24 protein-coding genes are annotated in these 25,604 nt (G+C 65.3%); 10 read left to right on the top strand and 14 right to left on the bottom strand.

What is annotated here, in order from left to right; all coding sequences use genetic code 11:
• On the bottom strand, window positions 1–963 hold a 963-nt coding region (locus tag MF134_RS17340), incomplete at its 3' end, for a CHASE3 domain-containing protein (protein WP_369695436.1).
• A 414-nt stretch (window positions 964–1,377) separates the two neighbouring features.
• On the opposite strand from MF134_RS17340, the gene MF134_RS17335 reads away from it, so the two are divergent.
• Together MF134_RS17335 and MF134_RS17330 are read left to right on the top strand one after the other, a co-directional pair.
• A complete protein-coding gene (locus MF134_RS17335) occupies window positions 1,378–2,340 on the top strand; it encodes a ribokinase (protein ID WP_255340728.1) in 963 nt (320 codons plus the stop codon).
• Window positions 2,341–2,430: 90 nt separating this feature from the next.
• Window positions 2,431–2,970 carry a cytochrome b gene (locus tag MF134_RS17330; protein ID WP_255340727.1) on the top strand — a complete coding sequence of 180 codons (540 nt, stop codon included), beginning with the start codon at window positions 2,431–2,433 and terminating at the stop codon, window positions 2,968–2,970.
• Here MF134_RS17330 and MF134_RS17325 read toward each other — a convergent pair whose 3' ends face one another.
• The 10 genes from MF134_RS17325 to MF134_RS17280 all read right to left on the bottom strand — a co-directional run bounded on the left by MF134_RS17325 (window position 2,971) and on the right by MF134_RS17280 (window position 13,097).
• Window positions 2,971–3,774, bottom strand: a complete 804-nt coding sequence (locus tag MF134_RS17325; RefSeq protein ID WP_255340726.1) for a class I SAM-dependent methyltransferase — start codon at window positions 3,772–3,774, stop codon at window positions 2,971–2,973.
• 10 nt (window positions 3,775–3,784) lie between these two features.
• Window positions 3,785–4,855 (bottom strand): glycosyltransferase family 4 protein, encoded by a 1,071-nt coding sequence (locus MF134_RS17320; protein WP_255340725.1) that lies wholly within the window; start codon window positions 4,853–4,855, stop codon window positions 3,785–3,787.
• Window positions 4,852–5,250 (bottom strand): 6-pyruvoyl trahydropterin synthase family protein, encoded by a 399-nt coding sequence (locus tag MF134_RS17315; protein WP_255340724.1) that lies wholly within the window; start codon window positions 5,248–5,250, stop codon window positions 4,852–4,854. Before MF134_RS17315 ends, MF134_RS17320 begins: the two co-directional genes overlap by 4 nt.
• A 15-nt stretch (window positions 5,251–5,265) precedes the next feature.
• Window positions 5,266–6,240, bottom strand: coding sequence for a zinc-dependent alcohol dehydrogenase (locus MF134_RS17310; RefSeq protein WP_255340723.1), 975 nt, complete (start codon window positions 6,238–6,240; stop codon window positions 5,266–5,268).
• A 182-nt stretch (window positions 6,241–6,422) separates the two neighbouring features.
• Window positions 6,423–7,199: an FkbM family methyltransferase gene (locus tag MF134_RS17305; RefSeq protein WP_255340722.1), complete on the bottom strand. Its 777-nt coding sequence runs from the start codon at window positions 7,197–7,199 to the stop codon at window positions 6,423–6,425.
• Window positions 7,196–9,130, bottom strand: coding sequence for a glucans biosynthesis glucosyltransferase MdoH (gene mdoH / locus MF134_RS17300; protein WP_255340721.1), 1,935 nt, complete (start codon window positions 9,128–9,130; stop codon window positions 7,196–7,198). The genes MF134_RS17305 and mdoH overlap by 4 nt, the downstream gene beginning before the upstream one ends.
• A 170-nt stretch (window positions 9,131–9,300) precedes the next feature.
• Window positions 9,301–10,755 (bottom strand): xylulokinase, encoded by a 1,455-nt coding sequence (xylB, locus tag MF134_RS17295; protein WP_255340720.1) that lies wholly within the window; start codon window positions 10,753–10,755, stop codon window positions 9,301–9,303.
• Window positions 10,756–10,771: 16 nt separating this feature from the next.
• Complete coding sequence (locus MF134_RS17290; protein WP_255340719.1) at window positions 10,772–11,170, bottom strand: type II toxin-antitoxin system HicB family antitoxin; 399 nt, start codon at window positions 11,168–11,170, stop codon at window positions 10,772–10,774.
• The gene (locus tag MF134_RS17285) at window positions 11,167–11,364 is read right to left on the bottom strand and encodes a type II toxin-antitoxin system HicA family toxin (RefSeq protein WP_255340718.1); all 198 of its coding nucleotides are present in this window, start codon (window positions 11,362–11,364) and stop codon (window positions 11,167–11,169) included. Before MF134_RS17285 ends, MF134_RS17290 begins: the two co-directional genes overlap by 4 nt.
• Window positions 11,365–11,537: 173 nt before the next feature.
• Window positions 11,538–13,097, bottom strand: coding sequence for a catalase (locus MF134_RS17280; RefSeq protein ID WP_255340717.1), 1,560 nt, complete (start codon window positions 13,095–13,097; stop codon window positions 11,538–11,540).
• Window positions 13,098–13,234: 137 nt separating this feature from the next.
• Here MF134_RS17280 and MF134_RS17275 point away from each other — a divergent pair, with 137 nt between their 5' ends.
• From MF134_RS17275 to MF134_RS17265, 3 genes are all read left to right on the top strand, one after another.
• Complete coding sequence (locus tag MF134_RS17275) at window positions 13,235–14,218, top strand: hydrogen peroxide-inducible genes activator (RefSeq protein WP_255340716.1); 984 nt, start codon at window positions 13,235–13,237, stop codon at window positions 14,216–14,218.
• Between the two features lie 23 nt (window positions 14,219–14,241).
• Window positions 14,242–16,011 (top strand): adenylate/guanylate cyclase domain-containing protein, encoded by a 1,770-nt coding sequence (locus tag MF134_RS17270; protein ID WP_255340715.1) that lies wholly within the window; start codon window positions 14,242–14,244, stop codon window positions 16,009–16,011.
• A 110-nt stretch (window positions 16,012–16,121) separates the two neighbouring features.
• A complete protein-coding gene (locus MF134_RS17265; protein ID WP_255340714.1) occupies window positions 16,122–17,294 on the top strand; it encodes a PQQ-dependent sugar dehydrogenase in 1,173 nt (390 codons plus the stop codon).
• Window positions 17,295–17,442: 148 nt separating this feature from the next.
• On the opposite strand, the gene MF134_RS17260 is transcribed toward MF134_RS17265, so the two are convergent.
• Window positions 17,443–17,625, bottom strand: a complete 183-nt coding sequence (locus MF134_RS17260; protein WP_255340713.1) for a hypothetical protein — start codon at window positions 17,623–17,625, stop codon at window positions 17,443–17,445.
• A 231-nt stretch (window positions 17,626–17,856) separates the two neighbouring features.
• A complete protein-coding gene (locus MF134_RS17255; protein ID WP_255340712.1) occupies window positions 17,857–18,291 on the bottom strand; it encodes an OsmC family protein in 435 nt (144 codons plus the stop codon).
• A gap of 253 nt (window positions 18,292–18,544) precedes the next feature.
• Here MF134_RS17255 and MF134_RS17250 point away from each other — a divergent pair, with 253 nt between their 5' ends.
• The 4 genes from MF134_RS17250 (at window position 18,545) to MF134_RS17235 (ending at window position 22,504) form a co-directional block, all read left to right on the top strand.
• Entirely contained in the window at window positions 18,545–19,501 is a 957-nt protein-coding gene (locus tag MF134_RS17250; RefSeq protein ID WP_255340711.1) for a tyrosine recombinase XerC, read from the top strand.
• 92 nt (window positions 19,502–19,593) lie between these two features.
• Window positions 19,594–20,841: a hypothetical protein gene (locus MF134_RS17245; RefSeq protein ID WP_255340710.1), complete on the top strand. Its 1,248-nt coding sequence runs from the start codon at window positions 19,594–19,596 to the stop codon at window positions 20,839–20,841.
• 189 nt (window positions 20,842–21,030) lie between these two features.
• Window positions 21,031–22,215: a TraB/GumN family protein gene (locus MF134_RS17240; RefSeq protein ID WP_255340709.1), complete on the top strand. Its 1,185-nt coding sequence runs from the start codon at window positions 21,031–21,033 to the stop codon at window positions 22,213–22,215.
• Between the two features lie 82 nt (window positions 22,216–22,297).
• Complete coding sequence (locus MF134_RS17235; RefSeq protein ID WP_255340708.1) at window positions 22,298–22,504, top strand: hypothetical protein; 207 nt, start codon at window positions 22,298–22,300, stop codon at window positions 22,502–22,504.
• 121 nt (window positions 22,505–22,625) lie between these two features.
• Here MF134_RS17235 and MF134_RS17230 read toward each other — a convergent pair whose 3' ends face one another.
• A complete protein-coding gene (locus MF134_RS17230) occupies window positions 22,626–22,790 on the bottom strand; it encodes a hypothetical protein (RefSeq protein WP_255340707.1) in 165 nt (54 codons plus the stop codon).
• Here MF134_RS17230 and MF134_RS17225 point away from each other — a divergent pair.
• Window positions 22,777–25,584 carry an SEL1-like repeat protein gene (locus MF134_RS17225; protein WP_255340706.1) on the top strand — a complete coding sequence of 936 codons (2,808 nt, stop codon included), beginning with the start codon at window positions 22,777–22,779 and terminating at the stop codon, window positions 25,582–25,584. The genes MF134_RS17230 and MF134_RS17225 overlap by 14 nt on opposite strands.
• Window positions 25,585–25,604: the final 20 nt, after the last annotated feature.

Below are 25,604 nucleotides of genomic sequence, written 5' to 3'. Positions count from 1 at the left end.
CACGTTGATTTCCGAAAGGCCGGTGCGGATCGCCCCGATCGTGCCGACCACATGGCCGATCGCCCCTTCGAGCGCCTCCACCGACGCGTTGAACTTCGCCCGGATCGGCTCGAATTCCGGCGCGATCCTGCCCGACATGCGAACCGTCAGGTCGCCGGAGGAGAGCCGGTCGAAGCCCGCCTCGACCATTCCGACGAAGACCCGCAGGTCTTCCGCCTTGGCGTTGTCGAGCGCCGCCTGGCGCTGCTTGGCCTCTTCCTGGCTGATGCGGGAGGCTTGCGCCTCCTTCTCCAGACGCTCCTGCTCGATCGCCTGCGCCTTGAAGGTCTGCACCGCGGCAGCCATCGAACCGATCTCGTCGCCGCGATCCTGGGCCGGCACGTCGACACTCTTGTCGCCGCCTGCGAGCCGCCGCATCACCTGGGTCATCTGATCGAGCGGCCGCACGATACCCTTGGCGAGCATGAAGCCGAGCACGATGGCCGAACCGGCGAGGAAAAGGAGTCCTGTCACGATAACGGTATTGGCGAAGGCGATCGCCTCGGCAGCCGACGCCTGGGACACGTCCATCGCGGCCCGCTCGCGATCACGAAGCGCGTCGATCGTTCCCTCGATCGGCTCGATGAACTGGTCGGCCTTGCCGGAATTGAAGATCGCGAGCGCTCTCGGATAGGTCGAATCCTGTCGGGCATTGGCGATGACCGGATCGGCGATTTCGCTGTGCCAGGCCGCCATGGCTCGTTCCACCTCCTCGAACTGGGAGGCGAAGGCGCTGTCAGGCCCGGACATGGCCATCACTTTTTCAAGCGCCGTCTCGAACGACTGCAGATGCTCTTTCACCCGACCGGCAAAATATTCGTCACGCGTGATCATGAATCCGCGGAGCGAATTTTCCTGGCGCGCCAGCGAAAACCGCGCATCGATTGCAGCTTCGTTGAGCTCAATCCGCCGATCTTTGAGCATGGATTCTTGTTCAATTTTGGCAATTGTCCAGTAGACAGCGCCGCCCATGCCCATCGATACGAATGTCAGGAAGCAAAATGCTGAAATGAGCTTTGCTGAAATTTTCATGTTGCCGAGTTTCATTTTCGTCTGCTAACCTTAGTGAACAATGGGCCTTCTGCGACGCCCGGAAACTACCCAGAAGCTCCTAATCATTTCTTATTCCAAACAGGCACAAAGGACGGATTTCGCTTCAATCGCCGCAGCGCGGGATGCCCTCGGCTCCCATGCCATCCCGCCATACCCAGATTGACGAATCATGCTTACCGTTCGGTTAAGATCCGAACCTCGGCGTGACAGGTCCCGTCTCGCTTGATCTGCCCGCGAAGACCGCCGACAAGCGGCAAGCAGACCTCCTTGCAAAGGGCTTTCCGCATGCCTCGTCCCCATTCCAACGATCCCGGTTCGGTCTTCGTGTTCGGCTCGGTGAACATCGATCTCGTCTGCCGGGTGAATTCCATCGCCCGGCCGGGCGAGACGGTGCTGTCGCCCCGCTATGAGCAGCTCTTCGGCGGCAAGGGCGCCAATCAGGCTGTTGCGGCAGCCCGGGCGTCAGGCGAAGGCGGGCGGGTCTCTTTCGTCGGAGCGGTGGGTTCGGACGATCTCGGCGTCGCCGCGACCGAGCAGCTCAAGGCGGAGGGCATCGACACAGACGGCCTCCAGATCGTTTCCGAACGGACGGGCTGTGCCTTCATTTCCATCGACGCGAGGGGCGAGAACGCCATCACCGTCGCCAGCGGCGCGAACCGGCTGCCGGAGGCCGCGAAGATCGACCCCTCGGTCTTCGACAAGGCCAACATTCTGGTGCTGCAAATGGAGGTGCCGCTCGGCGAGAGCCTTGCGGCGGCTCGGCTCATGCATGCGGCCGGCGGTCGCGTGGTGGTCAATCTCGCTCCGGTGCCCGGTGATCTTTCGCGCGACGATCTCACGGGGCTTGTGTCGGAAGCGGACATTCTCGTCGTCAACGAGTCGGAACTCGAAGCCGCCTCCGCCCTGAGCGAAGGTGCGGGGGGCACGGTCGCCGAGAAAGCCGCTGACCTGTCGCGCCGCTTTGGTCTTGCGGTCATCGCGACGCTGGGCGCGGAGGGCGTCATCGTGTCGCAGATGGACGGGACTGCCCAAACCATCCCCGCCCTGGCCGTCGAGGTGGTCGACACGACGGGCGCGGGCGACACCTTCGTCGGAGTGCTCGCCGTCGCCCTCTCCTCGGGCCTGTCCGAAGCCGAGGCCGCCGGCCGCGCGGCTGTCGCCGCGTCGCTCTCCTGCCGCAAGGTCGGCGCCCAGACGGCGATGCCGAGGGCCGAAGAGATCGAGGCCGCGTTGGCCGGTCGCCCGTAGCCCCAGCGAAGCAAAGTGCAGCAAGACGCTTTCGCTCGCGCCGGGAAGCCGCTTTACTGAAGGCAGAGATCGTCAGACGACGGAGCGGACATGGCCATCGCCGAGCCTCAACTCTCTCCCGCCGAACGTTATCGGCCCGCAGCCCGTGCGCTGCATTGGCTGATCGCCCTCCTCGTCCTCGTGGTCTGGCCATTCGGCATGGTGATCGAGTTCATCAAGGACGACACGAAGCTAGTCTTCTATCTGGTGCATGAATCCCTTGGGTTTCTCGTCCTGTGGCTGATGCTCGCCCGGCTTGCCGTACGGCTGATCTTTCCACCGCCACCGCACCCGCCCATGCCGGCGCTCCAGGCGCGGGTCGCGACGATCGTCCACATCCTCCTGTATGTCGCGCTCATCGCCCAGCCGCTCATCGGCTTCCTCGCGACGAACGCCCTTGGCTTCCCCCTGGACTGGTTCGGTCTCGTCACCGTCTGGTCGCCGCTCGGCAAGTCCGACATCGGCTGGACGCTCCTGGGCATCCACGAGGTTCTCGGATGGTCGATCCTGGTGCTCTTCGTGATGCATTTCGGCGGGGTCCTGCACCACCACGTGATCCGCCGCGACCCGACGCTCTACCGCATGGTGTGATCAGCCCGGCCGGGCCAGCAGATCGAGATGGCCGACGATCGTCGTCGTGGCCGCCGCCATCGTCAGCCGCGCCTGCCGCCAGCCTTCGAGCTCCGCCCGGTCGAGGACGTCGAGTTCGGCAACGGCATCCGCCATGCCCGCAATGTGGGCCGAGGCAAGCGCAGTCTCGGCGGGGCCAAGACGCCAGGGGCTTTCGGCGATTTCGACGGTGTAACCGCGAGCTTCGAAGCTGCGCGTCAGATGGGAGACCGCCGCAGGACCTAGCGCCCGGCCGCCCCCGAGGCCCTTGGCCTGGACCTGATGCCGATTGAACGCTGCCATGACGACGCCGTCGAGCGGGTGGGAGGGCTCGAACTCCTTCGATCCGTCATAGTTCAGGGCGGCATAGAGCCCGGCACCCGCGGTGCTCAGCCGTTGGACGAGCGCATCCACGAAATCCCCCGCCGCCAGATCGAACAGCGCCGAGGCTGTCACCAGCCGCACGCCATCGAAGGGGATCGCAGCGAGTTCGGTGAGATCTGTCTCGAGGGCTCGGGCCTGCGCCCCCAGGGTTTCAGCACGCCTCACCGCAGCGGAAAGCAGCTCGGCGTCATTGTCGACGAGCAGCCAGTCGGCTCCAGGCACCTGACCATGAAGCGCCTGCAAGGTCGAGCCGGTGCCGCAGCCGAGATCGACGATGCGCGCCGGATCGCCGCCCTCCTTGGCCTGCACGAAGGCAGCCGCCCGAGCCGCGAGCGCCGCATCGCGGGCGCGCAAGTCGGCCGGCTCCCGCAGGCCGAGCCAGCTTTCGGAAAAGCCGCTCATGGCCGCGCGCTCATGCGGGCTGTGCGACAGCGGCGAGACGATCGGCCACGATCTTCGCCGTGTCCTGCCATGTCGGAAGCGCTTCGGCCGCATGACGCGAGGCCTCGGCCGCCTGCCGTCTCAGATCGTCGTCGGAGAGGAAGGTGCGAAGCGCCGCCGCCAGCGCCGCCACATCGCCCGGCGGAACGTGCCGGCTCGCCTGACGCGGGATCAGATCCCGTGGTTCTCCTTCGGCGCAGTAGACGATCGGCAGGCCGTTCGCCATGGCCTCCGCAAACACCATGCCATAGCCCTCGTAGCGGCTGGCGAGAGCAAAGATATCGGCCTCGGCGTATTCGCCCGCCACATCCTCCTGCGCGCCGGCGAGTTCGACCCGCCCTTCCAGCCCGAGCGCCGTGATCCGCTCCGCCAGCCGCCCGGCCGTTTGCGGGTCGGCCGTGGTACTGCCAACGATCCGGCACCGCCAGGGACAATCGGCGACTTGCGCCAATGCAGCCACCAGGGTTTCATGGTCCTTGCGCGGGCTCACCGTGCCGATGGACAGGATCATCAGCGGATCGTCCTCGCCCCGCGCCGGCTTGGGCGGGCGGGCACTCGGGCGATCCGTTCCGGGCGGCGCCACGGTCACGCGATCGCCCGGCACGGAAAAATCGACCCGGAGCGTCCGGCCGGTCGCCGGACTGGTCACGATGACAGCCCGTGCGGCTTTCAGCGCCTCGCGTTCGCTCTCCTCGAGATGCCGGCGGAGCGGCTCGCCGAGGCCGGTCTCCAGGGCGAGCGGGTGATGGACCAGAGCGACGAGCCGCAAGCGTTTCGCCTCGTGCCGCGCGATCTCGGGCATCGCCCCGAAGGCGAGACCGTCGACCAGCACCAGCGCACCATCCGGCAGACCGGAAAATTCCGCCGCGACGGTCGCCAGTTCGTGGGCGTTGGGCTCCGGGAAACCCGGCGGCAGGCCCAGATGGTCGACCGTCCAGCCGAGACCGCGCAGTTCGGCGATCAGCCGCCGGTCGTAGCGATAGCCGCCAGACGGCGTGTCGAGGTCGCCGGGAATGGCGAAGGTGAGATGGCCGCCTGTCATAGCGCGGCCTCATACCAGGCGCGGGCCACATGGGATTCGTTCAAGGTGATCTTCAACCGCCGGATCCGACTGCCGCCCTCCCCGAGTTCACCCGCCCGGATACGCCTCGCGATTTCGTCGAAGAGGTGCTTGGCGAGAAACTCGGTAGTAGTGACCTTGCCGGCAAACATCTCGATCTCGTCGAGATTCTGATAGTTGAGCGGTGCGAGCACCTCGCCCAGAACGCGGGTCGCGAGCCCGATGTCGATCGCCAGACCGTCCTCGTCGAGATCCTCGGTGAAAAAGGCCGCATCGACCACGAAGGTCGCCCCGTGCATCGCCTGGGCCGGGCCGAACACGGCGCGCGGCAGGCTGTGGGCGATCATCATGTGGTCTCGAACCTCGACGGCGAACATCGGTCTCGTCCTCTCTCAATCATCGTATCGGATAAGGTGGCATAACGTGCCGGCATCGGCCAGGATCGCGGCATAGCGGCCGGCCAGTTCGCCGAAACGCGTCTCGCCGGAAATGAGCGCATCCAGCCGGTCGTCGGCGAGGAGCGACAGGGCGGTTTCCAGGCGCCGTCGATTGTCCCAGCGTGCCGAGCGGCCCGCGGCAACGCGTCCGACCTGGGAGGCGACGAGCGAGAGGCGCCGGCTGTGGAACGCCTCGCCCAGCGGCACGGCGACGTCACGCGCGCCGTACCAGCTCGCCTCGACCACCCGCGCCTCGAACCCGGCCGCCGCAAGAGCGCTGCGAAGTCCCGCCTCGCTCGCTGATGCGTGGATCACCACGTCGCAATTCTCCGGCACCCGATCGGGTGCGGCAAATCCCGCCCCCAGGCGCTCGACGATCGGTGCACGTTCCGGGTCGATATCGACGACGGTCGTCCGCGTGGCCGGGATCTTCGCGGCCAGACTGGCGACGAGAAGGCCGACGAGACCACCACCCACCACCGCAACATGATCGCCCGGCATGATGGCGGCATCCCAGACGATGTTGAGCGCGGTTTCCATGTTGGCCGCCAGCACCGCGCGCTGCGGCGGAACATCTTCCGGCACAGGAATCGCCGCGTCGCTCGGCACCACGAAGCGGTCCTGATGGGGATGGAGAGAGAAAACCGTCTCGTCCAGGCGGGATTCATCGCCGCCCACGATCCGGCCGACGGCCGCATAGCCGTATTTCACAGGGAACGGGAAATCGCCCTCCTGAAACGGCGCCCGCATCCGGTCCCACTCGCTTTCCGGTACCTGACCGGCCGCGACCAGAGCCTCGGTGCCTCGGCTGATCGCACCGAACAGGGTCTCCACAACGACTTCGCCCGGCTGCGGCTCGGCGAGGTTCGTTTCGCGCAGTTCGGGCTGGTTCTTCTCCATCAGCCAGAGAGCCCGCGACACCGCACTCACGAGCGATGATCCATGGTTGAGGGCGGCATCCGTGAGGAAGGGCAAACGAGGTTCATACCGGCAAGGTGGAGGTTGGGGTGTTCTCGTCAACCGAAGGCAAACAGGCATCGTCGTGCCCGCACTGGCCTGCCTGACGGCATAGCGTCCTCTTCGAGTTCTCCAACGGCGCCGCGAGACGAAACCTATCCGGCGACTTCGGGCCGAAGGAAACAATACACATCTCCGGAATTCGCCTCCTCCGACAGGGTGGCAAGTGTTTCGGCCAAGACCGGGACGGGCTGGGCAGTCTCGAACATCATGGTGTGGCTTTCGCCGAGAGACAGGTTGAAGTGCCGATAGCCGAGCGATGCCGCCCGCTCCAGCGCGCGCTGGGCGGCGGAGCGGTCGAGCGTGACGAACTCGAAGGACAGGGCGGGCGGCAATGAAGCATCGCTCAGCCCGTCGAGCACCTTGTCCTCGAATCCCTCCACATCGATCTTCACGAAGGCCGGATGCCCATGTTCGGCGATGAGTTGATCCAGCGTCGTGGCAGGCACGTCGACCGTGCCCTCCCAGACCTGTCCGCTCCAGGCCTCGCCGCCGCGCCCGGCCGCCTCGACGAAAGCGTCCGAGGCGCTGGCGACGGTGGGATTGGCGAGATTGAGATTGAGGCGGATCGTTCCCGCTCGATCGCCCACGGCCGCTTCGATGACAGTGACGCGGGACTTGCCCGCAAAGGCCAGCCTGAGAAAGCGGGCAAGATGGGGCTGCGGCTCGACGGCGACGACCCGCGCGCCGAGCCCGGCAAAGGCTGCCGTGCGATCTCCTACATGCGCGCCGATGTCGAAGACGAGGTCGCCCGGCCGCACGAAGGACGCGTAGAGCCGGGCGAGGCTTTTGCGGTGGCGCCGGTCGAAGCGATAGATGGCGAGGCTGCGCCAGACACCGCGCCAAAGCGCGACGCGGCGGCGAAACCTCACGCCCGCTCCGCCCGAGCGGCGCGATCCGCTACCGCGATTGCCCCTGCATTCGCAGCCTCACGCCCGCGAACCGGCCGACGCCAGGGTCGAGCGGCAAGGGGCACGACGCTTCGAAGGACCGGCGGCATCGCTGATTCCTCCGGCACGGCGAAGAGGCCGAGCCGAGCCACCAGCCGACCGAAGCTCGGCGAGGCGGTCACCACCGTGAACGGAATCGCGAGAAGCAACCCGGCGAGGAAGGGCATGGCGAGAAGCAGGGCCAGTCCGCCAGCCCCGAAGAGCAGCGCCGCGGTGAGACCGGCAGCCAGGAACGCCTGCGGGATCATCGCCCTTGCCGCGGCGTTCCAGGCCAGGCCCAGCCGATCGCGGTTCTGGCCGTTCCACACGACCGTGCGGCCGCAGGGCAGACCCGCCAGGAAGACCGTAACATAGACGGCAACGATCGGCGCCATGAGCATCGACACGACGAGTTCGACGAAAGCCGACAGCATGAACCGCGGCGCGCCGCCGTAAGAGCGCATGCCACCGGACGTCAGAAGCACGTCGATCACCCCGGCGATCTTCGGCGAGACCGACATGAAGAAAATGGCCAGGAACAATCCCATGCCGAGTTCCAGCATGCCGGGATCGTAGCCGCCGGTCATGGCCTTGGCAGTGGCCGCCAGCGTCATCGCGATCCAGGCAGCCGGCGCGATATACATCAGGATGGCCTGGGCGATCTGGAACCGGCTGACGGGCTTCAGCCCCGGCGCGACGAGAAAGCGCCAATACTGCATGTTGCCCTGACACCAGCGCAGATCGCGCTTCTGGAAATCGAGAAGCGTCGGCGGGTTGGCCTCGAAGCTCTGGGTCTCGACCGGGATCACCCGCACTTCGTAGCCGGCGCGGCGCATGAACACCGCCTCCAGCTGGTCGTGGGACAGCACCGGACCGCCGAGCGGCGCGCGGCCCGGCAGGGTCGGCAGTTCGCAATGGGTGACGAAGGCTTCGGTGCGGATCAGCGCGTTGTGACCCCAATAGGGTCCGCAATCGGCGCTCCACCAGGCCGAGCCCATGGTGAAGGCGCGCATGCCGTGGCGCATGCCGAACTGGAACAGGCGCGCGAAGCCGCTTGTCGCGGGCATGCCGACGACGAGGCTTTGCAGAATGCCGATCTGCGGATTGTCCTCCATCGCCTGCGCCATGCGCACGATCACGTCGCCGCTCATCACGCTGTCGGAATCGAGCGGCAGGAAAAAGTCGGACTCGGTGCCATGACGTTCGAGGAATTCGCGGACATTGCCCGCCTTGAAACCGGTATTGACCTCGCGGCGGCGATAGATCGGCCGCTCACTTTCCGCTCGATGGTCGAAGAACCTTGCAAACCGGTCGAAGGCCTGGCGCTCGGAAACGGCGCACATCGGATCGGAGGTGTCGCTGAGCACGGCGAAGCGGAAATTGTCGCCAAGCCCCGTCGCCTCCAGGCTGACCCGCATCGCCTCCAGCCGCTCGAAGATCGGCTCCGGCTCCTCATTGCGCACGCAGACGAGAATGTCCGTGCGGCTTTGAAGCCGGGCGGGCCGACGGCGGCTGGCCGAGCGGGCGAAATAGGGATGCACGGTTTCGGCCGCACGGCGGCCGTGAATGACGAAGAGGCCGATGACGGCATTCCAGAAACCGAGCGCGGTCCACGGCGTGGCGAGCAGGAAGCCGAGGAAAATGACGCCGTCGAGGACATCAAAGCCGTTTGCCGCGAGCAGCATGAAGAGCCCGCCGCCCAGAAGGGCCAGCGTCGCGAGATTGAGGGCAAGGACGATCAGGCGCCGCAGCGCAATCGGCAGCCCGGCCTGGGCTTGTCGTGCAGATGCCGGGTTTATGGCGATGTTTGCGGTCTCGCACGGAGACGCAGTTGGCAGTTTCGACTCAGCGAAACTCGCTCCAAATTCGGACATAGAAACTTCTCTCCAAACCAGTGTTTGGAACAAGGGACAACGTTACCGTCCGCATTTGCTGTGATTTGCGTCACTTGAAAGTGCGCAAGAGTGCCGCACCACCCCTGATCAACAGAAATTGTTTGCAATGCACCATCGGGGATAGGGCCGGAAGCGCGTGCGGCAACGCTCTATCCGGCCATCGCCTGTTTGATCGCCGGGTAGAGCGCGCGGTAGCGGCGATAGGCTTCGCGATAGGGTTCGATCCGGTCGGCCACGGGTTCGAAGGTCCTCGAAACCGGCGGCGCGGTCAGAACCGATTTCGGATCGGCGCCGGTCGCGGCCGTGATGCCGAGGCGCGCGGCCCCGAAGGCTGCGCCGAAATCGCCGGCTTCCGGCAGCGCGATTTCGGTTTCGAGAACCGTCGCCATCAATTGCAGCCAATAGGCCGAGCGCGACCCCGCACCGACGGCGACGAGCCGCTTCGGCCGTGACGCATCGCCGGCCGCCTCCAGACAGTCCTTCATCGAGAAGGCGACACCTTCGAGCACGGCGCGGGTCATCGCCTCGCGATCATGGTCGGCTTCAAGGCCCGCAAACACGCCGCGAATGTCGGAGTCATTGTGCGGGGTCCGTTCGCCGGAGAGGTACGGCAGGAAGATCAGCCGGCCCGGCGCGGCGATCGTCTCGCCCAGGCGGCCGGTCAGATCGCCGGGCTCTTCCTTGAGGAGCTTCGACAGCCAGTCGACGGAGCCGGCAGCGGACAGGGTCACGCCCATTTGGTGCCAAAGGCCGGGGATGGCGTGGCAAAAGGTGTGAAGCGCTGTCTCGGGCACGGGATCGTAGCCGGCGACCGCGGTGAACAAAACGCCGGAGGTTCCAAGCGACAGGAAGCCCGTGCCGGGCTCGGCAACGCCGACGCCGCAGGCCGAGGCCGCATTGTCCCCGCCCCCGCCGGCCACGACCACGTCGGACTTCATGCCGAATTTTCCGGCGAGTTCAGCCCGTAGCATGCCGGAGGCCTCCGTGCCTTCGACCAGCCTAGGCATGTGAGAGAGCGACAGATCGGTGCGCGCCAGCATCCGCTCCGACCAGTCACGCTTGCCGGTCTCAAGCCAGGCCGTGCCGGCCGCATCAGACATTTCGGACACGGCCTCGCCGGTGAGCCAGAGCCGCAGATAGTCCTTCGGCAGGAGCACCCGGGCGGTCTTCGCAAAGATGTCCGGTTCGTTCGCCTTCACCCAGGCGAGCTTGGGCGCCGTGAATCCGGGAAAGACGATATTGCCGGTGATCGCCCGCGACTCCTCGTCGTCGAGGGCGCGCGCTTCTTCATGGCTGCGCGTGTCGTTCCACAGGATACAGGGACGCAGGACCGCCTCGCTTGCGTCAAGAAGCGTTGCCCCATGCATGTGACCGGACAGGCCGATCCCCGAAACGGCCGCGAGTTCCTTCGGGTGATCGGCCTTCAGCTTCGACAGCGCCTCCTCGCAGGCGACGATCCAGCTTTCCGGATTCTGCTCAGACCAGCCGAAGGCCGGCCGCTCGACGGAAAGCGGCACCGAGGCCGAGCCGATCGGGCGCTGATCATCGTCGATCAGAAGCGCTTTCAGCGAAGAGGTGCCGAGATCGAGGCCGAGATAGGTCATGTGTGGTCGCTGCCTTTCAGGCTGATTCTTTCAATTTGCGTCTGGCGGCGGCCGCGAGAAAGCCCGATCGAGTCATGCCGTGCTGCCGCGCATAAGTGTCGATGGCGGCAAGATCCTCCGCCGGAAGGGTGACATTGACGCGGACGGTCCGCCGCTCCGGTGATGGTCGTTTGACGAGGATCGCCACGGCATCGCGGTTTTCGCGTGTAGCGATGATCGTCTCCAAGGTCGATGGCCGCGGCAAGGCCTCGCCGTCTTCCAGCAACCCTTCCACATGGAGCGCAAGCGCTTCCTCCGCCATAATTCGCGCATCGTCGAGCGTCCGGCCCGCTGTGACACAGCCCGGAAAGTCGGGAAAAGACACGCCGAAATCGCTGTCGGTGTCCTTGTGGATCAATGCGATATAGTCGTTCACGACTCCCGCCTCGGCTTCAAGCCCGATTGCTTTTCGATGCTGCGCAATGTCCCGACAGGAATATCCCGCTTGGGATGGGGCAGTGTCACGAGCCCCGGCTTGGCGGGATGCCGAAGCTGAAGATGGCTTCCGCGCTGTCGGACCCTCACCCATCCATCCCGCGACAATCGATCGGGTACGGCGCGACTGTCCATGTGTATAGATACACACTCGCCGGTTCTCTGTTCAAGATGCGATGTCACATAGCGTTTGGCGCCGCTAGGGCCCGAACGAAAACGGGCCGGAGCAAAAGCCCCGGCCCGCATCGATAGCTGACTTGTCGCGACAATAACGCCCGGCAAAAACCGGACCATCGCAACAGACGGTATTACTCGGCCGCCTGCGGCTGGTCGCCGGCATTGTTGCCGGAGGTCTGCTGCGGCGTGTCGTCGGTCACCGGATGGGAGTTCGCCATGTACTCCTCGCTCTGGTTGGCTTCCATCCAGGCAGCGCGGACGCCCGCCTCGTAGTCCGGATGCACCTGCCGGAGGTGACCGAACCAGCGCTCGGCGATCTCGGTCGGGATGCCGGCCATGGCGCCGCCCATGTTCTTGTAGAGGCGCTGACGCTGCGGCTCGTCCATCACCTTCATGACCAGCGCGCGGACCTGGCTGTAGTCGTCATAGCCGACGCGATGGTCGAAGCGGGCCGCGTCGCCGGAGATCTTCAGCGGCGGCTCCTGGGCCCCGCGATCCTCGACGGCCGCCCCCTGATCGCCATAGGAGTTCGGCTCGTAATAGGCGTTCTCGTTGCCGGTGCGCACACCACCATAGACGTTCATCGTGCCGTCCTTGTGGTAGTTCAGCACTTCCATGCGCGGCCGGTTCACCGGGATCGTCTCGTAATGGGTGCCGAGACGGTAGCGGTGGGCGTCGGCATAGGAGAAGATGCGCGCCTGCAGCATCTTGTCCGGCGAGAACGAGATGCCCGGGACAATGTTCGACGGCGAGAAGGCGGCGTTCTCGATCTCGGCGAAGTAGTTGTCCGCGTTGCGGTTCAGCTCGAAATAGCCGACGTCGATCATCGGGAACTGGTCATGCGGCCAGACCTTGGTGAGATCGAACGGGTTGAAGTCGCACTTCTCGGCGTCGAGCTCGGGCATGATCTGCACCTGGAACTTCCAGCGCGGATATTTGCCCTCCTCGATCGTGTTGAAGAGCCGCTCCTGATAGCCTTCGCGAGTCTTGCCGATGATCTTCTCGGCTTCCTCGTTGGTGTAGAAGTCGTGGCCCTGCTGGGTCTTGAAGTGGAACTTCACCCAGTAACGCTCACCGGCGTCGTTCCAGAACGAGAAGGTGTGCGAACCGTAGCCGTTCATGTGCATCGGGGACTGCGGCAGGCCGCGATCCGACATCAGGATCGTCACCTGATGCAGCGCCTCCGGCGACAGCGACCAGAAGTCGAACATGGCCGTCGGCGAGCGCATGTTGGTCTTCGGATGACGCTTCTGGGTGTGGATGAAGTCCGGGAACTTGTAGGGATCGCGGACGAAGAACACCGGGGTGTTGTTGCCGACGAGATCCCAGTTGCCGTCCTCAGTGTAGAACTTCAGCGCAAAACCGCGAACGTCGCGCTCGTGGTCGGCCGCGCCCTGCTCGCCGGCCACCGTCGAGAAACGGGCCAGCATCGGCGTCTCGGCGCCCTTCTGGAGGCACTTGGCCTTGGTGTATTTCGAGATGTCCTCGGTGATCACGAGCTTGCCATGGGCACCCCAGCCCTTGGCGTGAACGGTTCGCTCGGGAATGCGCTCGCGGTTCTGATGAGCGAGCTTCTCGATCAGCTGATAGTCCTGGAGCAGGAGCGGGCCCCGCTCGCCAGCGGACAGCGAATCCTGATTGTTCGGCCAGGGCGCGCCTGCCGTCGTGCGCAATGTATTGCGGTCTGCCATGGGGGACCTCCACCTTGTGTCGCAGGATTGCCAGGGAACAGATTTCCCTGGAAACGTTCCATACTCCATATGTGGGTTTACGCCGATCAACTCCAATCGTATTTCATCACGCTCTCGATCGGATTATCTTATCGCCCATGCTCACGCTCCGCCAAATGCGCTATTTTCAGGCGCTCAGCGAGACGCTGCATTTCGGCCGCGCGGCCAAGCGTCTCCACATCAGCCAGCCGGCGCTCTCCGGTCAGATCGCCCAGATGGAGGAATTCTTCGGCACGGCCCTCTTCTCGCGCACCTCCGCAGGCGTCGCGCTCACGTCGGACGGCATGATGGTGGGCGAGCGGGTGCGAAGCATCCTGGCCGAAGTGAAGGAGCTCGAAAGCCTCGGCGATACGGGTTCGGCCCTGATGGGGCGTCGGCTGAGGGTCGGGATGATCGCGACCGTCGCGCCCTATCTCCTGCCGAAACTGCTGCCGGCGCTTTCGAAAGAGTTTCCGGCCCTCGAATGCGAGATCCGCGAAAGCATCACCGAACGTCTCGTCGCGGATCTTCAGAGCGGCGAGATCGACTGCGCCGTGGTGGCGCTGCCGATCGGGGATGCGGACATCGAGACGATCCCGTTGTTCGACGACCCGTTCTATCTGGCGGTGCCTGCTCACGAGGCAGTCCGCCTCCCCAATCCCGTTCCCGCCTCGCTTCTGGCAACCGAACGGATGATCCTTCTCGAAGAGGGCCACTGCTTGCGCGCCCAGACGATGGATGTCTGTCGCCTGGCCGACGATCACGAACGAGCGGCCTTCGGCGCGACCAGCCTCACGACCGTTCTGCGCATGGTGGCCGGCGGGCTCGGCTCGACGCTGATCCCGGCCATGGCCGTCGAGGACGAAAACCGCAGTGCCGGGATCGCGATCCTGGCGATCGAGGAGCCCGCGCCCTCGCGCCGGCTGGCATTGGCCTTCCGCCAGACGACGGTGCGTCTCCGTGATTTTCGGGCCTTCGCAACGGTCTTGTGTCGTGCGATGGGCCGAGACGGTCCCTATCTTGGCCAAGAAGGCGATCCTCCGCGGAGGACGGAGACATCGAAGGCCGGCAAGAGGGGCGGTGACAGATCCGTCGCCAGGTGACCGGCGCGAGCTGGGACGGGACGATGGAAGAGGGAACGACCGTGTCATCCAAGCGCGCGTTGCGTGCAGCGGCGCTCCGTCGCGTCTGGCGCTCCCGATTGCCACCGGCTCTTCTGGACGTCGGTCGCTGGCGCCAGGTTTCGGGGCTCATCCTCTTTGCCTATGCCGCCATGCATCTCGCCAACCATGCGCTCGGCAATCTGTCCCTGAGTGCGATGCAGGCGGGCGCCGCCTTCAAGGGCGCCCTTTGGGGAAACCCGATCGGCTTCACGCTTCTCTACGGGTCGCTCCTCGTCCATGTCGTGCTGGCCGTCGCCGGTGTCTGGCAGCGGCGAAACTGGAAGCTGCCGGCGCTTCAGACCATCCAGATCGCGGCAGGACTTGCCATTCCGCTGCTGCTGTTTCCCCACATCGTGGCTACGCGGGGCGCGGATGTCTTGTGGGGCAACGACGTCGGATACCGCGAGCTCCTGGCTCTGGTATGGCCAGGCGGTGCCGTCCTTCAGACCCTGCTGCTCACGATTGTCTGGCTGCATGGCTGTCTTGGCGTTCACATGTGGCTCAAGGGCCGTTCCTGGTTCGACAGAACCGCACCCTTTCTGGCCTGCCTGGCGACCGCCCTGGTGGTATTCGCCTTCACCGGCTTCGTCAGCGGCGGCCGGGCCGTCTTGCCCAATCCGCCAATGCCGCTCGGGGCTGCGGCGGACATCGTGCAGGCGGCCGATTCAATGCGGGCCGGCGCTGCGATGGCGCTGACCCTCCTGATCGCGGCCATCATCCTGCGCCCCGTGGTCGGCCGGCGAAACCGGGTGCTCGTGGCCTATGACGGCCTGGACCGATCACGCCGCGTCGTCACGGCAATGAAGGGCGCAAGCGTGCTGGAGGCCAGCCGATCGGCCGCGATTCCCCACGCCTCGGCATGCGGCGGAAGAGGTCGTTGCTCGACCTGCCGCATTCTCGTGCTGAAGGGTCACGACCGGGAGAAAGACGCGCCCGGACTGACGGAAGCAAGGCTGCTGGCCAAGATCGGAGCGCCGCCCGACGTGCGTCTGGCGTGCCAGTATCATCCGAGCGGCAACGTCACCGTGCGCCAGCTCGTCGGCGCCGGCGAGATCTACGATCGCTCGATCCTCGGCGACAGCTCCCGCTTCGGCGTGGAACGCGAGACCGCCGTCCTGTTCGCCGATCTGCGCGGCTTTACCGGCATCGCCGAGCGTCTTCTGCCCTATGACGTGGTGCATCTTCTCAATGCCTACTTCGACCGCGCCGCGCGCGCCATCGAGACCCATGGCGGCGAGGTCGACAAGTTCATGGGTGACGGTCTCATGGCCGTGTTTTCCGTGGGTTCGATCGAGAAGGCCTCCCGTGACGCGGCCGACGCAGCCCTCGCAATCCTGGAAATCGTCGACGAGATGAACGCCCGGGTCGGCAAGGAAGTCGGCAGTCCCCTGCGCGTTGCCGTCGGGCTCCATGCGGGGACGGCGATCTTCGGACGCATCGGAGGTGGCAGCCAACGCGGGCAACTGGCTCGCACGGCACTCGGTCGCACGGTGAACACCGCCGCCCGGCTTCAGGATTTCGCCAAGGAAAACGACGTTCCACTCGTGGTTTCGCGCAAGCTGGCCAAGCTTGGCGAGCTGGACGAGCCGAATGGCGTCCGCTCGACCCTCGCGACCCTGCGCGGCACGGCTCGACCAACAAGCGTCCTGTTGTTCCCGGAAACCTCGCTGTTGCGCGCGGCCCTGGAACCGGCGAACCAAGGCGACCAGCGAGCAATCGCAGAAGCGGGATGACGCTACGGTGATCGACCTTGATGGAACGCCGACTTCACCCACGGCCTTGTCGCTTGACGGAGCAGTCCACGAATCCGGCTCTCCCCACCACAGTTCAAGATGAGGCACTCATGTCGACGACCCGTTTCCTTGACAAAACGCCCCTTTTCGGCGTCGCGCTGCTGGCGCTGACGCTGCCCGCACAGGCCCAGACCACAATCGAATCCTCGAGCGGTGCCACCGTTGCGGTCGAGCCGGTTGCCGAATTCGACGAGCCCTGGGCAATGACATTCCTGCCCGACGGTTCGATGCTGGTGACCGAAAAGGCCGGCACGCTGATGCACGTCTCTGCCGACGGCAGCGAGAAGACGCCAGTCGCCGGCGTCCCGGCCGTCGCTTATGGCGGCCAGGGCGGCCTCGGCGATGTCGTGCTGCATCCCGACTTCGCCGAGAACAATGTCGTCTATCTTTCCTTTGCCGAAGAAGGTGAAGGGGGTCAGGGTGCGGCAATTGCCCGTGCCCGGCTTGCCATGGACGGCGATCGGCCGCGCCTTGAAGGGCTGAACGTCATCTGGCGCCAGAATCCCAAGGTCTCGGGCCAGGGCCACTATTCCCACCGCATTGCCTTCGGGCCGGAAGGCTCCGATCAGGAAGGCATGATGTTCGTGACGTCCGGCGACCGCCAGAAGAAGACGCCGGCCCAGGACATGGACACCAATCTCGGCAAGGTCTTGCGTCTGAACCCGGATGGCTCGGTCCCCGAGGACAATCCGTTCGCCGAGGAAGGCGGTGTCGCCGAACAGTTCTGGACGATGGGCAACCGCAATATGCTCGGCATCGCATTCGACGGCGACGGCCAGCTCTGGGTCCACGAGATGGGCCCGCGCGGCGGCGACGAATTGAACCGGATCGAGCCCGGAGCGAATTATGGCTGGCCGGAGGTTTCCAACGGCATCAACTATTCAGGCACGCCGATCCCCGATCACGACACGGCCGAGCAGTACAAAAAGCCGGAAATCTCCTGGACACCGGTCATCGCGCCGGCGGGCTTCGTCATCTATGACGGCGACATGTTCCCCGACTGGCAGGGCGACGGCTTCATCGGCGGACTGAGAAGTCAGGCCCTCGTCCATGTCGAACTCGGCGAACAGGACGACGGCACCTTCGCCCGCGAAATCGGGCGCTTCGACATGGGAGCCCGGATCCGCGAGGTCGAGCAGGGCCCTGACGGGGCGCTCTGGCTGCTCGAAGACGGAAACGGCGGCCGTCTCCTGAAGCTGACGCCAACCGATAGCACCGGCTGATCCAGCCCGTGCCACGATGATTTCGGCCGATCGGTTCCCCGGTCGGCCGAACGCCCTTGCGTGTCGACTATGCAAGACGTTTCGCTGCAGCAAAGCGGCGGCGCCGGATGATCGCTGGCAGACCGCATCGCCCCGCGCGTTCTTTCCGTCAGTCCTTTTTCAGACGATAGACCCCGTCCGGGTCACGCACCAGCGTGCCTTGGGCGCCGGTGCGCATTTCGGCCTCGGAGCGCCGATTGCGCTCGGACACGCGATCGGCTTCGCGCGCCATCTGCTTGTAGCCCAACCAGGCCGCGGCTCCGACGAGGCCCAGAAGAAAGAGCTGGGGCATTGCTTCCATCATCTCCAGAAACACCCTTGGGCGAGCAATATGCGCCGACCGTGCATCGGCCGCAAGCTGGTGTTCTGGCGCACGAGCGTGGCGGGTGAATGGCGGTTCCCACGAACGTGATACGAGCGGCAGCCGATTTGCGATCAGCCGCCCGCGGCGGTGGACAAGAAGACTGAAAGATAGCGTCGGGCAAGATGGACAGATCGCCCGACGCCGCAGTGCGAGGGAAGATCAGACCAGCTTGGCGTCGAGGGTCACGGTGATCGCGCCGAGTGCCTTGGAGACGGGGCAGCCATCCTTCGCCTTGGCGGCCAGTTCGCCGAAGGTGCCTTCGTCGATGCCCGGCACTTTGGCTTCCAGCGTGATGGCACTCTGCTTGATCTCGAAGCCTTCCGAGACCTGCTCGACGCTGACGACGGCATTGGCCTTCAATTCTTCCGCCGGGGTGCCGTTCTCGGCCAGAAAATGCGAAAGCTGCATGGCGAAGCAGCCGGCATGGGCGGCCGCCAGAAGCTCTTCGGGATTGGTCCCGGACTTGCCGCTCTCGTCCTCGAAGCGGGCCTTGAAGGAATAACCGTGGTCGGAGAGCGCGCCGGACTGGGTGGTGATGGCGCCGGTACCATCGGCGAGCGCGCCTTTCCAGACGGCGGTTGCGTTGCGTTTCATCGGAAGGTCTCCTGTCGTTTGAAAGTCGCGGCCCTCTCGCACCGGTCGCCGGACGACCGGGCAAAGGAGCCGCTTCGTGGGATGAGATGGTGCGGGCGTGAACGGGTTCGAGATCGCCTGCCATCCTCAGACGACAAGACTCCGTTCAAGCCTTCATGGTTTCATGGCGTCTGGTCAATTGTCCGATACGCTTGCAATTCGTCTGGCGGACCTTCGACGCCGGGTTTCGAAGCGCCAAGGCAGGGAGACGACGATGAGCGACACGATCCTCGTCCATGCGAGCCGTCCCGTGCTCGATGAAAAGGCCGCATGGCTGGAGGCTCTCGCCCATGAGCGCAACGCCAGCCAGCACACGATCGACTCCTATGAGCGCGATCTCAGGCAGTTCCTCGTCTTTCTGACGGAATACAACGCCAGGCCCGCCGAAATCACCGATCTCGCCGATCTGAAGACCGCCGAACTCAGGGCCTTTCTCGCCGACCGCCGGCGCGACGGCACGGGCGCCCGCTCGCTGGGGCGCAATCTCTCCGGCGTGCGCTCGTTCCTGCGGCACCTCGAACGAAAGGGCCTTGCCTCCTCCGCCGGCGCCCGAGCGATGCGCGCGCCGAAACAGCCGAAATCCCTGCCGCGCCCGTTGAGCGTCGACGATGCGCTGGAGGTTTCGGAGGAAGCCGGGAGCTTTGCCGTCGAGCCATGGATCGCCGCGCGCGACGTCGCCGTGCTGACGCTGCTCTACGGCTGCGGCCTGCGCATTTCCGAAGCGCTGTCACTGCCGGGCGACGCGCTCACCGATCCGGGCCAGCGCGCGATGCCGATCGAGGGCAAGGGCGGCAAGACGCGGATCGTGCCGCTGCTCCCGGCGGTGCTGGAGGCCGTCGCCGAGTATCGCCGGCTCTGCCCGTTCGCCCTCGGCTCCGAGGAACCGCTGTTTCGCGGTGCGCGCGGCGGACCGCTGCGGCCGCAGATCGTCCAGCGAAACATGGTGCGGCTGCGCAGCGCCCTCGGCCTGCCGCCCTCGGCGACCCCCCATGCGCTCCGCCATTCCTTCGCGACGCACCTGCTCGCGGCGGGCGGCGATCTGCGTACGATCCAGGACCTCCTCGGGCACGCCAGCCTGTCGACGACGCAGAACTACACGGCCGTCGATTCGAACCGCCTGATGAGCGTCTATCGCGACGCCCACCCGCGCGCCCGGCGGCGCTCCTCCTGATCCTTGATGAAGATCCGAGGGAAAACGGTAAGGCAAGCGCAGCAACTCAGATGTAAGACAAGACAGCCAGGAATTGTCGGATTTGCCCAGCGATGAAGAAGTTTCCATTTTCGCTGCTTTTCTTCGTCGCGACTGCCGTGATTTTCGCCCTGCAGGCGATACCCGTGACCGGCATCTTTCTGATGTTCGCCGGCGCTTTTTTCTGGTCGATCGCGCTCGTCAATTTGGGGTTCCTGGGCCTGACCTTCGAAGCAAGCGTCGGTCGGGTTTCCCGGTGGTGGCTGGTGTTGCCGGCGCTTTGGTTCGGCGGCTACGCCCTGCTTTATGGCACCGAGCGCATCATCCGGCAGGACCTGAGCGACGAAATCGTCGCACATAACGCAACGCTCGACATACCGTTCGACCCAAGTGCGGAGTCGCTCGTGTTTCTCGACGAACGTGATCTGACCTGGCTGGTCGCGCATTACGACGTTCCAGTCGCCTACTATCAGGCAAAAAGAGCCGTTGGAGCAAAGCACATCGCGACCCGCCGTATCGGGCAATCTGCCTGCAAGGAAATCCGAAGTGACGAGACGTTCGAGGCAGCCGGCATTCGCGTCCACTGGCCCTACGGTCGTTCGAGAGGACAGCCACTCGACTTCTGCATTTTGAAACTGCCGGAAGACCCGGATCTGCCGGTTCTGGAAGTCTCATCGCAAGACGCAGAGGACGCCATATTCACCCTGCCCGTGAAGAGGACGGATGCAACGATCACCGTGCCGGACGGAAGCCAATACCTCGTAAAGGACGGTTCTTCGCGTCTTCTCGCCGTTCTTCCGCAGCCGGTCCTTGGATGCGCCCTCGACTCCAGTCGACCGTCCTGGCCCTGCTTCGCAGGCTTCAGGCGGGAGCGCGGCCGATCGCTGAGAAAGAATGTCGGCGAGGGAGAATTGTGGAGCGCGGCTGTCCCATCTGCATTGGGCATCCCTCGCAAGCGTATGACGAGCTTGGCCGGCCTCGACGCGACAGCGGCGATGCAGCTGGCCGAGCAAGCGAAACAGAGGATCGTGAACGTCGAACTCGGTGAACTCGACCTCATTCTTGATGACATGAGGGCCCGCATTCGATCCGTTCCATTCCGGAGCCTCCGGGGCCGGATCGACGTTCTGCGCTCGCGTCTCGACCGCATGGTTTCAGCACTGGCCGAGTCCGTCGCGTCTGAACGCGTACGCGAATTCAACTTCGATAATGAGAAAACTCTCTTCTGGCTGATCGAGAGCCTCCCGGAAGAGGAAATCGAAGAATATGCAGACGTTCTGCGTAAAATAAATGAAAGAATGGACATGCGGGACCGCAGGTAGGCGTTGCGTCGCGATGGAGGGCCCTATCAGAGATCCTGCTTTCCAGCGTTCTATGAGCCGTTCAGGAATAACTCAGTTCATGGCGTTTCCTTCGAAGGGAACGATGGTGAGCGGCTACGCTGAGAGCCTTGCGCGAGGCAAGGCATTCCTTCGCGGTCATTTTCACGATTTGGTGGCAAAGTGCTGTGCATGCTGGCGGCCACTCGCATCAAGCGCAAGGGGAGTGTCAGGATGACCGGCCAGATCGACCGTGCGACCCGCTGGGACCACGCCGGGCTTTCGGACCGCGCCGCGCTGATCGTCCAGCGCTTGCTGGCGGCGCTGCCGGTGGTGCTTCTCATCCTGCTGCTGGCGGGGATCGGCATCGCCGAAGGCGCCACGCCGGCCTGCCGGGGCGAAAGCCTCGTTCCGGCGCTTCAGGCCGAGGGCAAGCTCGACGAAGCGCGAGAGAAGGCCGCCGCCGTGCCGAACGGCCAGGGCCGGCTCTTCCGGATCGAACGCGACGGCCGGACGGCCTCCTATCTGTTCGGCACGATGCACATGTCGGACCCGCGGGTCCTGGAGCTTTCCCCCGCCACCGAAACGGCCTTTTCGACGTCCGACCGTCTGGTGATCGAGACGACCGACATCACCGATCCGGTGAAATCCGCCGCCATGATCTGGCAGACGCCGGAACTCGTCACGCTTCCGGCCGGCAAGACCCTGTCGGACTATCTCGATCCCTCACAGGAAGAGACGCTGAAGGCGGCGCTGCGCGAGAAGGGTGTTCCGCTCCAGTCGGTCGAGACATTGCAGCCCTGGTTCCTCTCGGTCGGCTTCATGATGCCGGCCTGCGAAAAGGCCCGAACCGAGGGGGGCGCCCTCGCCCTCGACGCCGACCTCGCCAGGCGCGCCGAGGCAGCGGGAAAGCCGGTCGAAGGACTCGAAACGGCGGTGGAGCAGCTATCCGCCATCGCCTCGATTCCTCTGAAGCAGCAGATGGACGGCTTCATCGCCGTCCTTGAGATCGACGATGCCCTCGAAGACGTCTTCGAAACGATGATCGATCTGTATCTCAAGGGCGAGGTGGCCATGATCCTGCCTGCCGTCGAAGCGGCGGTGCCCAATGGCGGCATGCTGGTCGGCGCCGGCGAAGGCTATGACGGGTTCGAGGAAAAGGTCGTGATCGAGCGCAATCTGCGCATGGCCGAACGCATGCAGCCCTTTCTCGAAGACGGGGCGAGTTTCATTGCCGTGGGCGCTCTACATCTGCCGGGAGAGAAGGGCCTCGTGGCGCTTCTGCGCGAGCGTGGCTACACGGTCAGCCGGGCCGATCAGGCGGATGCAGCCCAAGGCGAGACCGGCGACGAAAGTGTGCAACGCACCAAGAAGTGATTCGGGTTTCGCCCCATCGACTTGCGCCCAGCCCATTCGTCCTTACCCTCGTCATGGTCGAAACCAGACGATGGAGAATGCCATGAGAATGCTTCTCGCAGTGACGGCCAGCCTGGGACTCGGGCTTGCCGCGACATCGGGCGCCATGGCCTGCAGTTTCAAGAACAAGGATGTGACGGCCGAAGCGCCGATGACTTCCTTCGAAACCGCGGAGAAGAAGGTCACGCTTCCTGAGCCGACTCCGGTCGAGCCGACCCTTCCCGTGACGATCGACAAGGAAGAGGGCTGAGTTTCGCCGGGCCTGCGGCGCGGCCTGCGCTGCAGGCCCGGTTTCGAACCCCCTTTTTTTTCCAAGACGACCCCGCCGTGGCAGACCGTGCCTCTTCGGCAAAACATGAACGTGAACGAAATCAAGGCGTGACCGCGCGAGTTTGTGCTATCGTCTTCCCATAGGGAAGAAGAGAAGAGCGCGTCATGCTGCCGATGATCCCTCCCGCATCGAGGATGGGTGGCAAACCCATCCCACGCTCGGCTTTCATCGCGCCGATCAAGGCTTTGGTCATGGCCTCGGCCATCGCTGCCTTCCTTGCACCCGCAAGTGGCTGGGCTGCAGCGGGGTCCGACGCACCGCCGCAGACGACGCCGCTGGCCGCCCCCTCTTCCCCGAACGCTGCGCCGCCGCAAGGCGAGGACGGCGGCGGAGCCCCTCAAGCTGGAGACGTTGCCGAGCCGGGCGTCCAGGCCACCTCCGATGCTTGGGCCGGATCGATCGAGGAAGCCGTCGCCACCTGCGACGCGCTAGCCTCCGACCCCGACGATGCGGCGCGGCCGGACGGCCTGACCGGCGAGCGCGATCCGGACGCCGTGGCCTTCGAGCGCGCCATTCCCGCCTGTCTTGCGGCCGTTTCCGCCCACCCCGACAATCCGCGCTATGCCTTCCAGCTCGCGCGGGCCTATCGCTCGGCCGAACGTTTCGACGAGGCGGTGCGCTCTTACGATCGGGCCGCGCAGGCGGGTCACGCCGCCGCGCAATATGATTTCGGACAATTGTACGAGACCGGTCAGGGCGTCGAGCAGGATGAAGCACGAGCGCTGGCGCTCTACCAGCAGAGCGCCGAAATGGGCACGCCCTGGGCGCTCTACGCCGTCGGTCTCTATCACCGTGACGGTCGGGGAGGGCTCGAACCCGACGCCGAGCGAGGTTTCGCCCTGCTTCAGCGGGCCGCCGACGCGGGAAATGCCGAGGCCCAGTTGGAAATCGGCTACATGCTGCAGGAAGGCCTCGGCGCGCCACGCGACGAGGCCCGGGCGTTGGAGCTGTTCCGCCAATCGGCGTCGGCGGGCGATGCCAGCGCCCTGATGTGGATCGGCAATTTCCATGAAGTCGGCCGCGGCGGTCTTGAGGCGGACGATGCAGCGGCGCTGGACTACTACCGGCGCGCCGCCAAGGCCGGCAACGCCTTTGCTGCCAACATGGTCGGCGTGTTCACGGCCGACGGACGGGGCGGCCTCGAGCCCGATCCCGCCGCAGCCATCCCCTATTTCCGCCAGGCGGCCGAGGCCGACGACGTGGATGGCCAGGTGAACCTCGGCTGGCGACTTGCCAACGGCTCGGGCGTCGAACAGGACCATGCGGCCGCGCTTGATCTCTTCCGCCAAGCGGCCGAGGCCGGGGATGCCGACGCTCTGATGTGGGTCGGAAATTTCCACGAGAACGGCCGCGGCGGGCTTGAGGCGGACGACGCAAAGGCGCTGGACTTCTATCGCCGCGCCGCCGAAGCCGGTAACGCCTTTGCCGCCAACATGGTCGGCGTGTTCACGGCCGATGGTCGCGGCGGGCTGACGCCGGACGACGGCGAGGCCATCGCGCATTTTCGCAAGGCGGCCGAGGCCGGTGATGTCGATGGTCAGGCCAATCTCGCGCGTTTCCTGGCAAATGGCCGGGGCGTCGCGAGAGACGATGCGGAAGCCCTCGAATGGTTCCGCAAGGCGGCCGAGGCCGGCGATCTCGACTCCCAGAACAGCTATGGCTTCCGGCTCATCTACGGAACGGGAACGCAGCCCAATCCGCCGAAAGGCATCGAATGGGTTCGAAAGGCGGCCGACGGGGGATATGCCACCGCGCAGCGCAATCTCGGCAAGTTCTACGAGGAAGGTCTTGGCGTCGCACAGGATTATGCGCAGGCCCGCCAATGGTACGAGAAAGCCGCCGAACAGGGCGACAACGGTAGCCTCGTCAATCTCGGCTATCTCTATTCAAAGGGGCTCGGCGTCGAACAGGACGAGTCGCGGGCGGTCGCGCTCTACCGCCAGGCGGCGGAGGCGGGCGAACCCGTCGCCCAGGACAATCTCGCCCGCATGTATGATGACGGCCGCGGCGTCGCCAAGGATCGCGACGAAGCCCTGCAGTGGTATCGCAAAGCGGCCGCAAACGGATATGCCTCATCGCAACTCGAGCTCGGCTGGGCCCATTTCAACGGCGAAGGCGTTCGCCAGGACGACCGCGAAGCATTCGACTGGTTCCTGAAGGCGGCCGAGAACGGCAACACCCAGGCCCAGACGCAACTGTCGATCCTCTACAGCCAGGGCCGCGGAACGGCTCAGGACCGTGCCGAGGGCGTACGATGGTTGCGCGAGGCGGCGGATAGTGGCGACCGCTACGGCCAGTACGGCCTGGGGCTCGCCTATCTCAATGGCCGCGGCGTGGAAGCGGACGCCGCCGAAGCCCGGGGCTGGCTTGAAAAGGCCTCAGAGCAAGGCCTCCTGCCGGCGCAGATGCAACTGGCCGACCTCTATGTCGAGGGCCGGGGCGGACCGGCCGACCCGGAAGCGGCGACGCGCGTCTACCGCGCGGCCGCGGAAGCCGGGGACAGCGAGGCGCAGTTCCAGCTGGCGCAACGGCTGCGGTCCGGCGAGGGCGTGGCGAGCAACGCCCCGGAAGCCGCCCAATGGTACGAGCGCGCCGCGCAGGCCGGCCATACTGGCGCCGCCGTGCGTCTCGCGCACATGCTGCAGTCAGGCGAAGGTGTCGACCGCAACGATCAGCAGGGCCTCTTCTGGCTACGGCAGGCAGCGGCGAAGGGCGATGGTGAAGCGCTCAGCGGGCTTGCCGAACTCTATCGCGAGGGGCTCGGCGTCACTCACGATCCGGTCGTGACGGCAGCCCTCTATCGTCTGTCGGCGGAGGCCGGGTACGCGCCGGGCCAGGTGCAGTTCGCCGAGTTCCTGATGAATGGCGACGGCATCCCGCGCAACAGGGCGGAGGCGATCAAATGGTATCAGCGCGCCGCGGAAAACGGCGATGCCGAAGCGCGCTCGCGGCTCGCAGCGCTGGGAGAAGATGGCGCAGGCGCGGCGGCCACTCAATGAGGGCCGCTTCGGAACGGTCG

The organism is Jiella marina, assembly GCF_024359545.1.
Classification (GTDB): domain Bacteria; phylum Pseudomonadota; class Alphaproteobacteria; order Rhizobiales; family Rhizobiaceae; genus Jiella.
Note: the sequence above shows the minus strand (reverse complement) of the source record. Positions and strands in the feature narration are given on the sequence as shown.

Excerpts from the sequence above, each read along its gene's own strand:
- MF134_RS17335 (WP_255340728.1), top strand. The coding sequence starts at position 1,378 with ATGCCTCGTCCCCATTCCAACGATCCCGGTTCGGTCTTCGTGTTCGGC.
- MF134_RS17330 (WP_255340727.1), top strand. The coding sequence starts at position 2,431 with ATGGCCATCGCCGAGCCTCAACTCTCTCCCGCCGAACGTTATCGGCCC.
- MF134_RS17325 (WP_255340726.1), bottom strand. The coding sequence starts at position 3,774 with ATGAGCGGCTTTTCCGAAAGCTGGCTCGGCCTGCGGGAGCCGGCCGAC.
- MF134_RS17320 (WP_255340725.1), bottom strand. The coding sequence starts at position 4,855 with ATGACAGGCGGCCATCTCACCTTCGCCATTCCCGGCGACCTCGACACG.
- MF134_RS17315 (WP_255340724.1), bottom strand. The coding sequence starts at position 5,250 with ATGTTCGCCGTCGAGGTTCGAGACCACATGATGATCGCCCACAGCCTG.
- mdoH (WP_255340721.1), bottom strand. The coding sequence starts at position 9,130 with ATGTCCGAATTTGGAGCGAGTTTCGCTGAGTCGAAACTGCCAACTGCG.
- xylB (WP_255340720.1), bottom strand. The coding sequence starts at position 10,755 with ATGACCTATCTCGGCCTCGATCTCGGCACCTCTTCGCTGAAAGCGCTT.
- MF134_RS17285 (WP_255340718.1), bottom strand. The coding sequence starts at position 11,364 with ATGGACAGTCGCGCCGTACCCGATCGATTGTCGCGGGATGGATGGGTG.
- MF134_RS17280 (WP_255340717.1), bottom strand. The coding sequence starts at position 13,097 with ATGGCAGACCGCAATACATTGCGCACGACGGCAGGCGCGCCCTGGCCG.
- MF134_RS17275 (WP_255340716.1), top strand. The coding sequence starts at position 13,235 with ATGCTCACGCTCCGCCAAATGCGCTATTTTCAGGCGCTCAGCGAGACG.
- MF134_RS17270 (WP_255340715.1), top strand. The coding sequence starts at position 14,242 with ATGGAAGAGGGAACGACCGTGTCATCCAAGCGCGCGTTGCGTGCAGCG.
- MF134_RS17265 (WP_255340714.1), top strand. The coding sequence starts at position 16,122 with ATGTCGACGACCCGTTTCCTTGACAAAACGCCCCTTTTCGGCGTCGCG.
- MF134_RS17260 (WP_255340713.1), bottom strand. The coding sequence starts at position 17,625 with ATGCCCCAGCTCTTTCTTCTGGGCCTCGTCGGAGCCGCGGCCTGGTTG.
- MF134_RS17255 (WP_255340712.1), bottom strand. The coding sequence starts at position 18,291 with ATGAAACGCAACGCAACCGCCGTCTGGAAAGGCGCGCTCGCCGATGGT.
- MF134_RS17250 (WP_255340711.1), top strand. The coding sequence starts at position 18,545 with ATGAGCGACACGATCCTCGTCCATGCGAGCCGTCCCGTGCTCGATGAA.
- MF134_RS17245 (WP_255340710.1), top strand. The coding sequence starts at position 19,594 with ATGAAGAAGTTTCCATTTTCGCTGCTTTTCTTCGTCGCGACTGCCGTG.
- MF134_RS17240 (WP_255340709.1), top strand. The coding sequence starts at position 21,031 with ATGCTGGCGGCCACTCGCATCAAGCGCAAGGGGAGTGTCAGGATGACC.
- MF134_RS17235 (WP_255340708.1), top strand. The coding sequence starts at position 22,298 with ATGAGAATGCTTCTCGCAGTGACGGCCAGCCTGGGACTCGGGCTTGCC.
- MF134_RS17225 (WP_255340706.1), top strand. The coding sequence starts at position 22,777 with ATGGCCTCGGCCATCGCTGCCTTCCTTGCACCCGCAAGTGGCTGGGCT.
- MF134_RS17230 (WP_255340707.1), bottom strand. The coding sequence starts at position 22,790 with ATGGCCGAGGCCATGACCAAAGCCTTGATCGGCGCGATGAAAGCCGAG.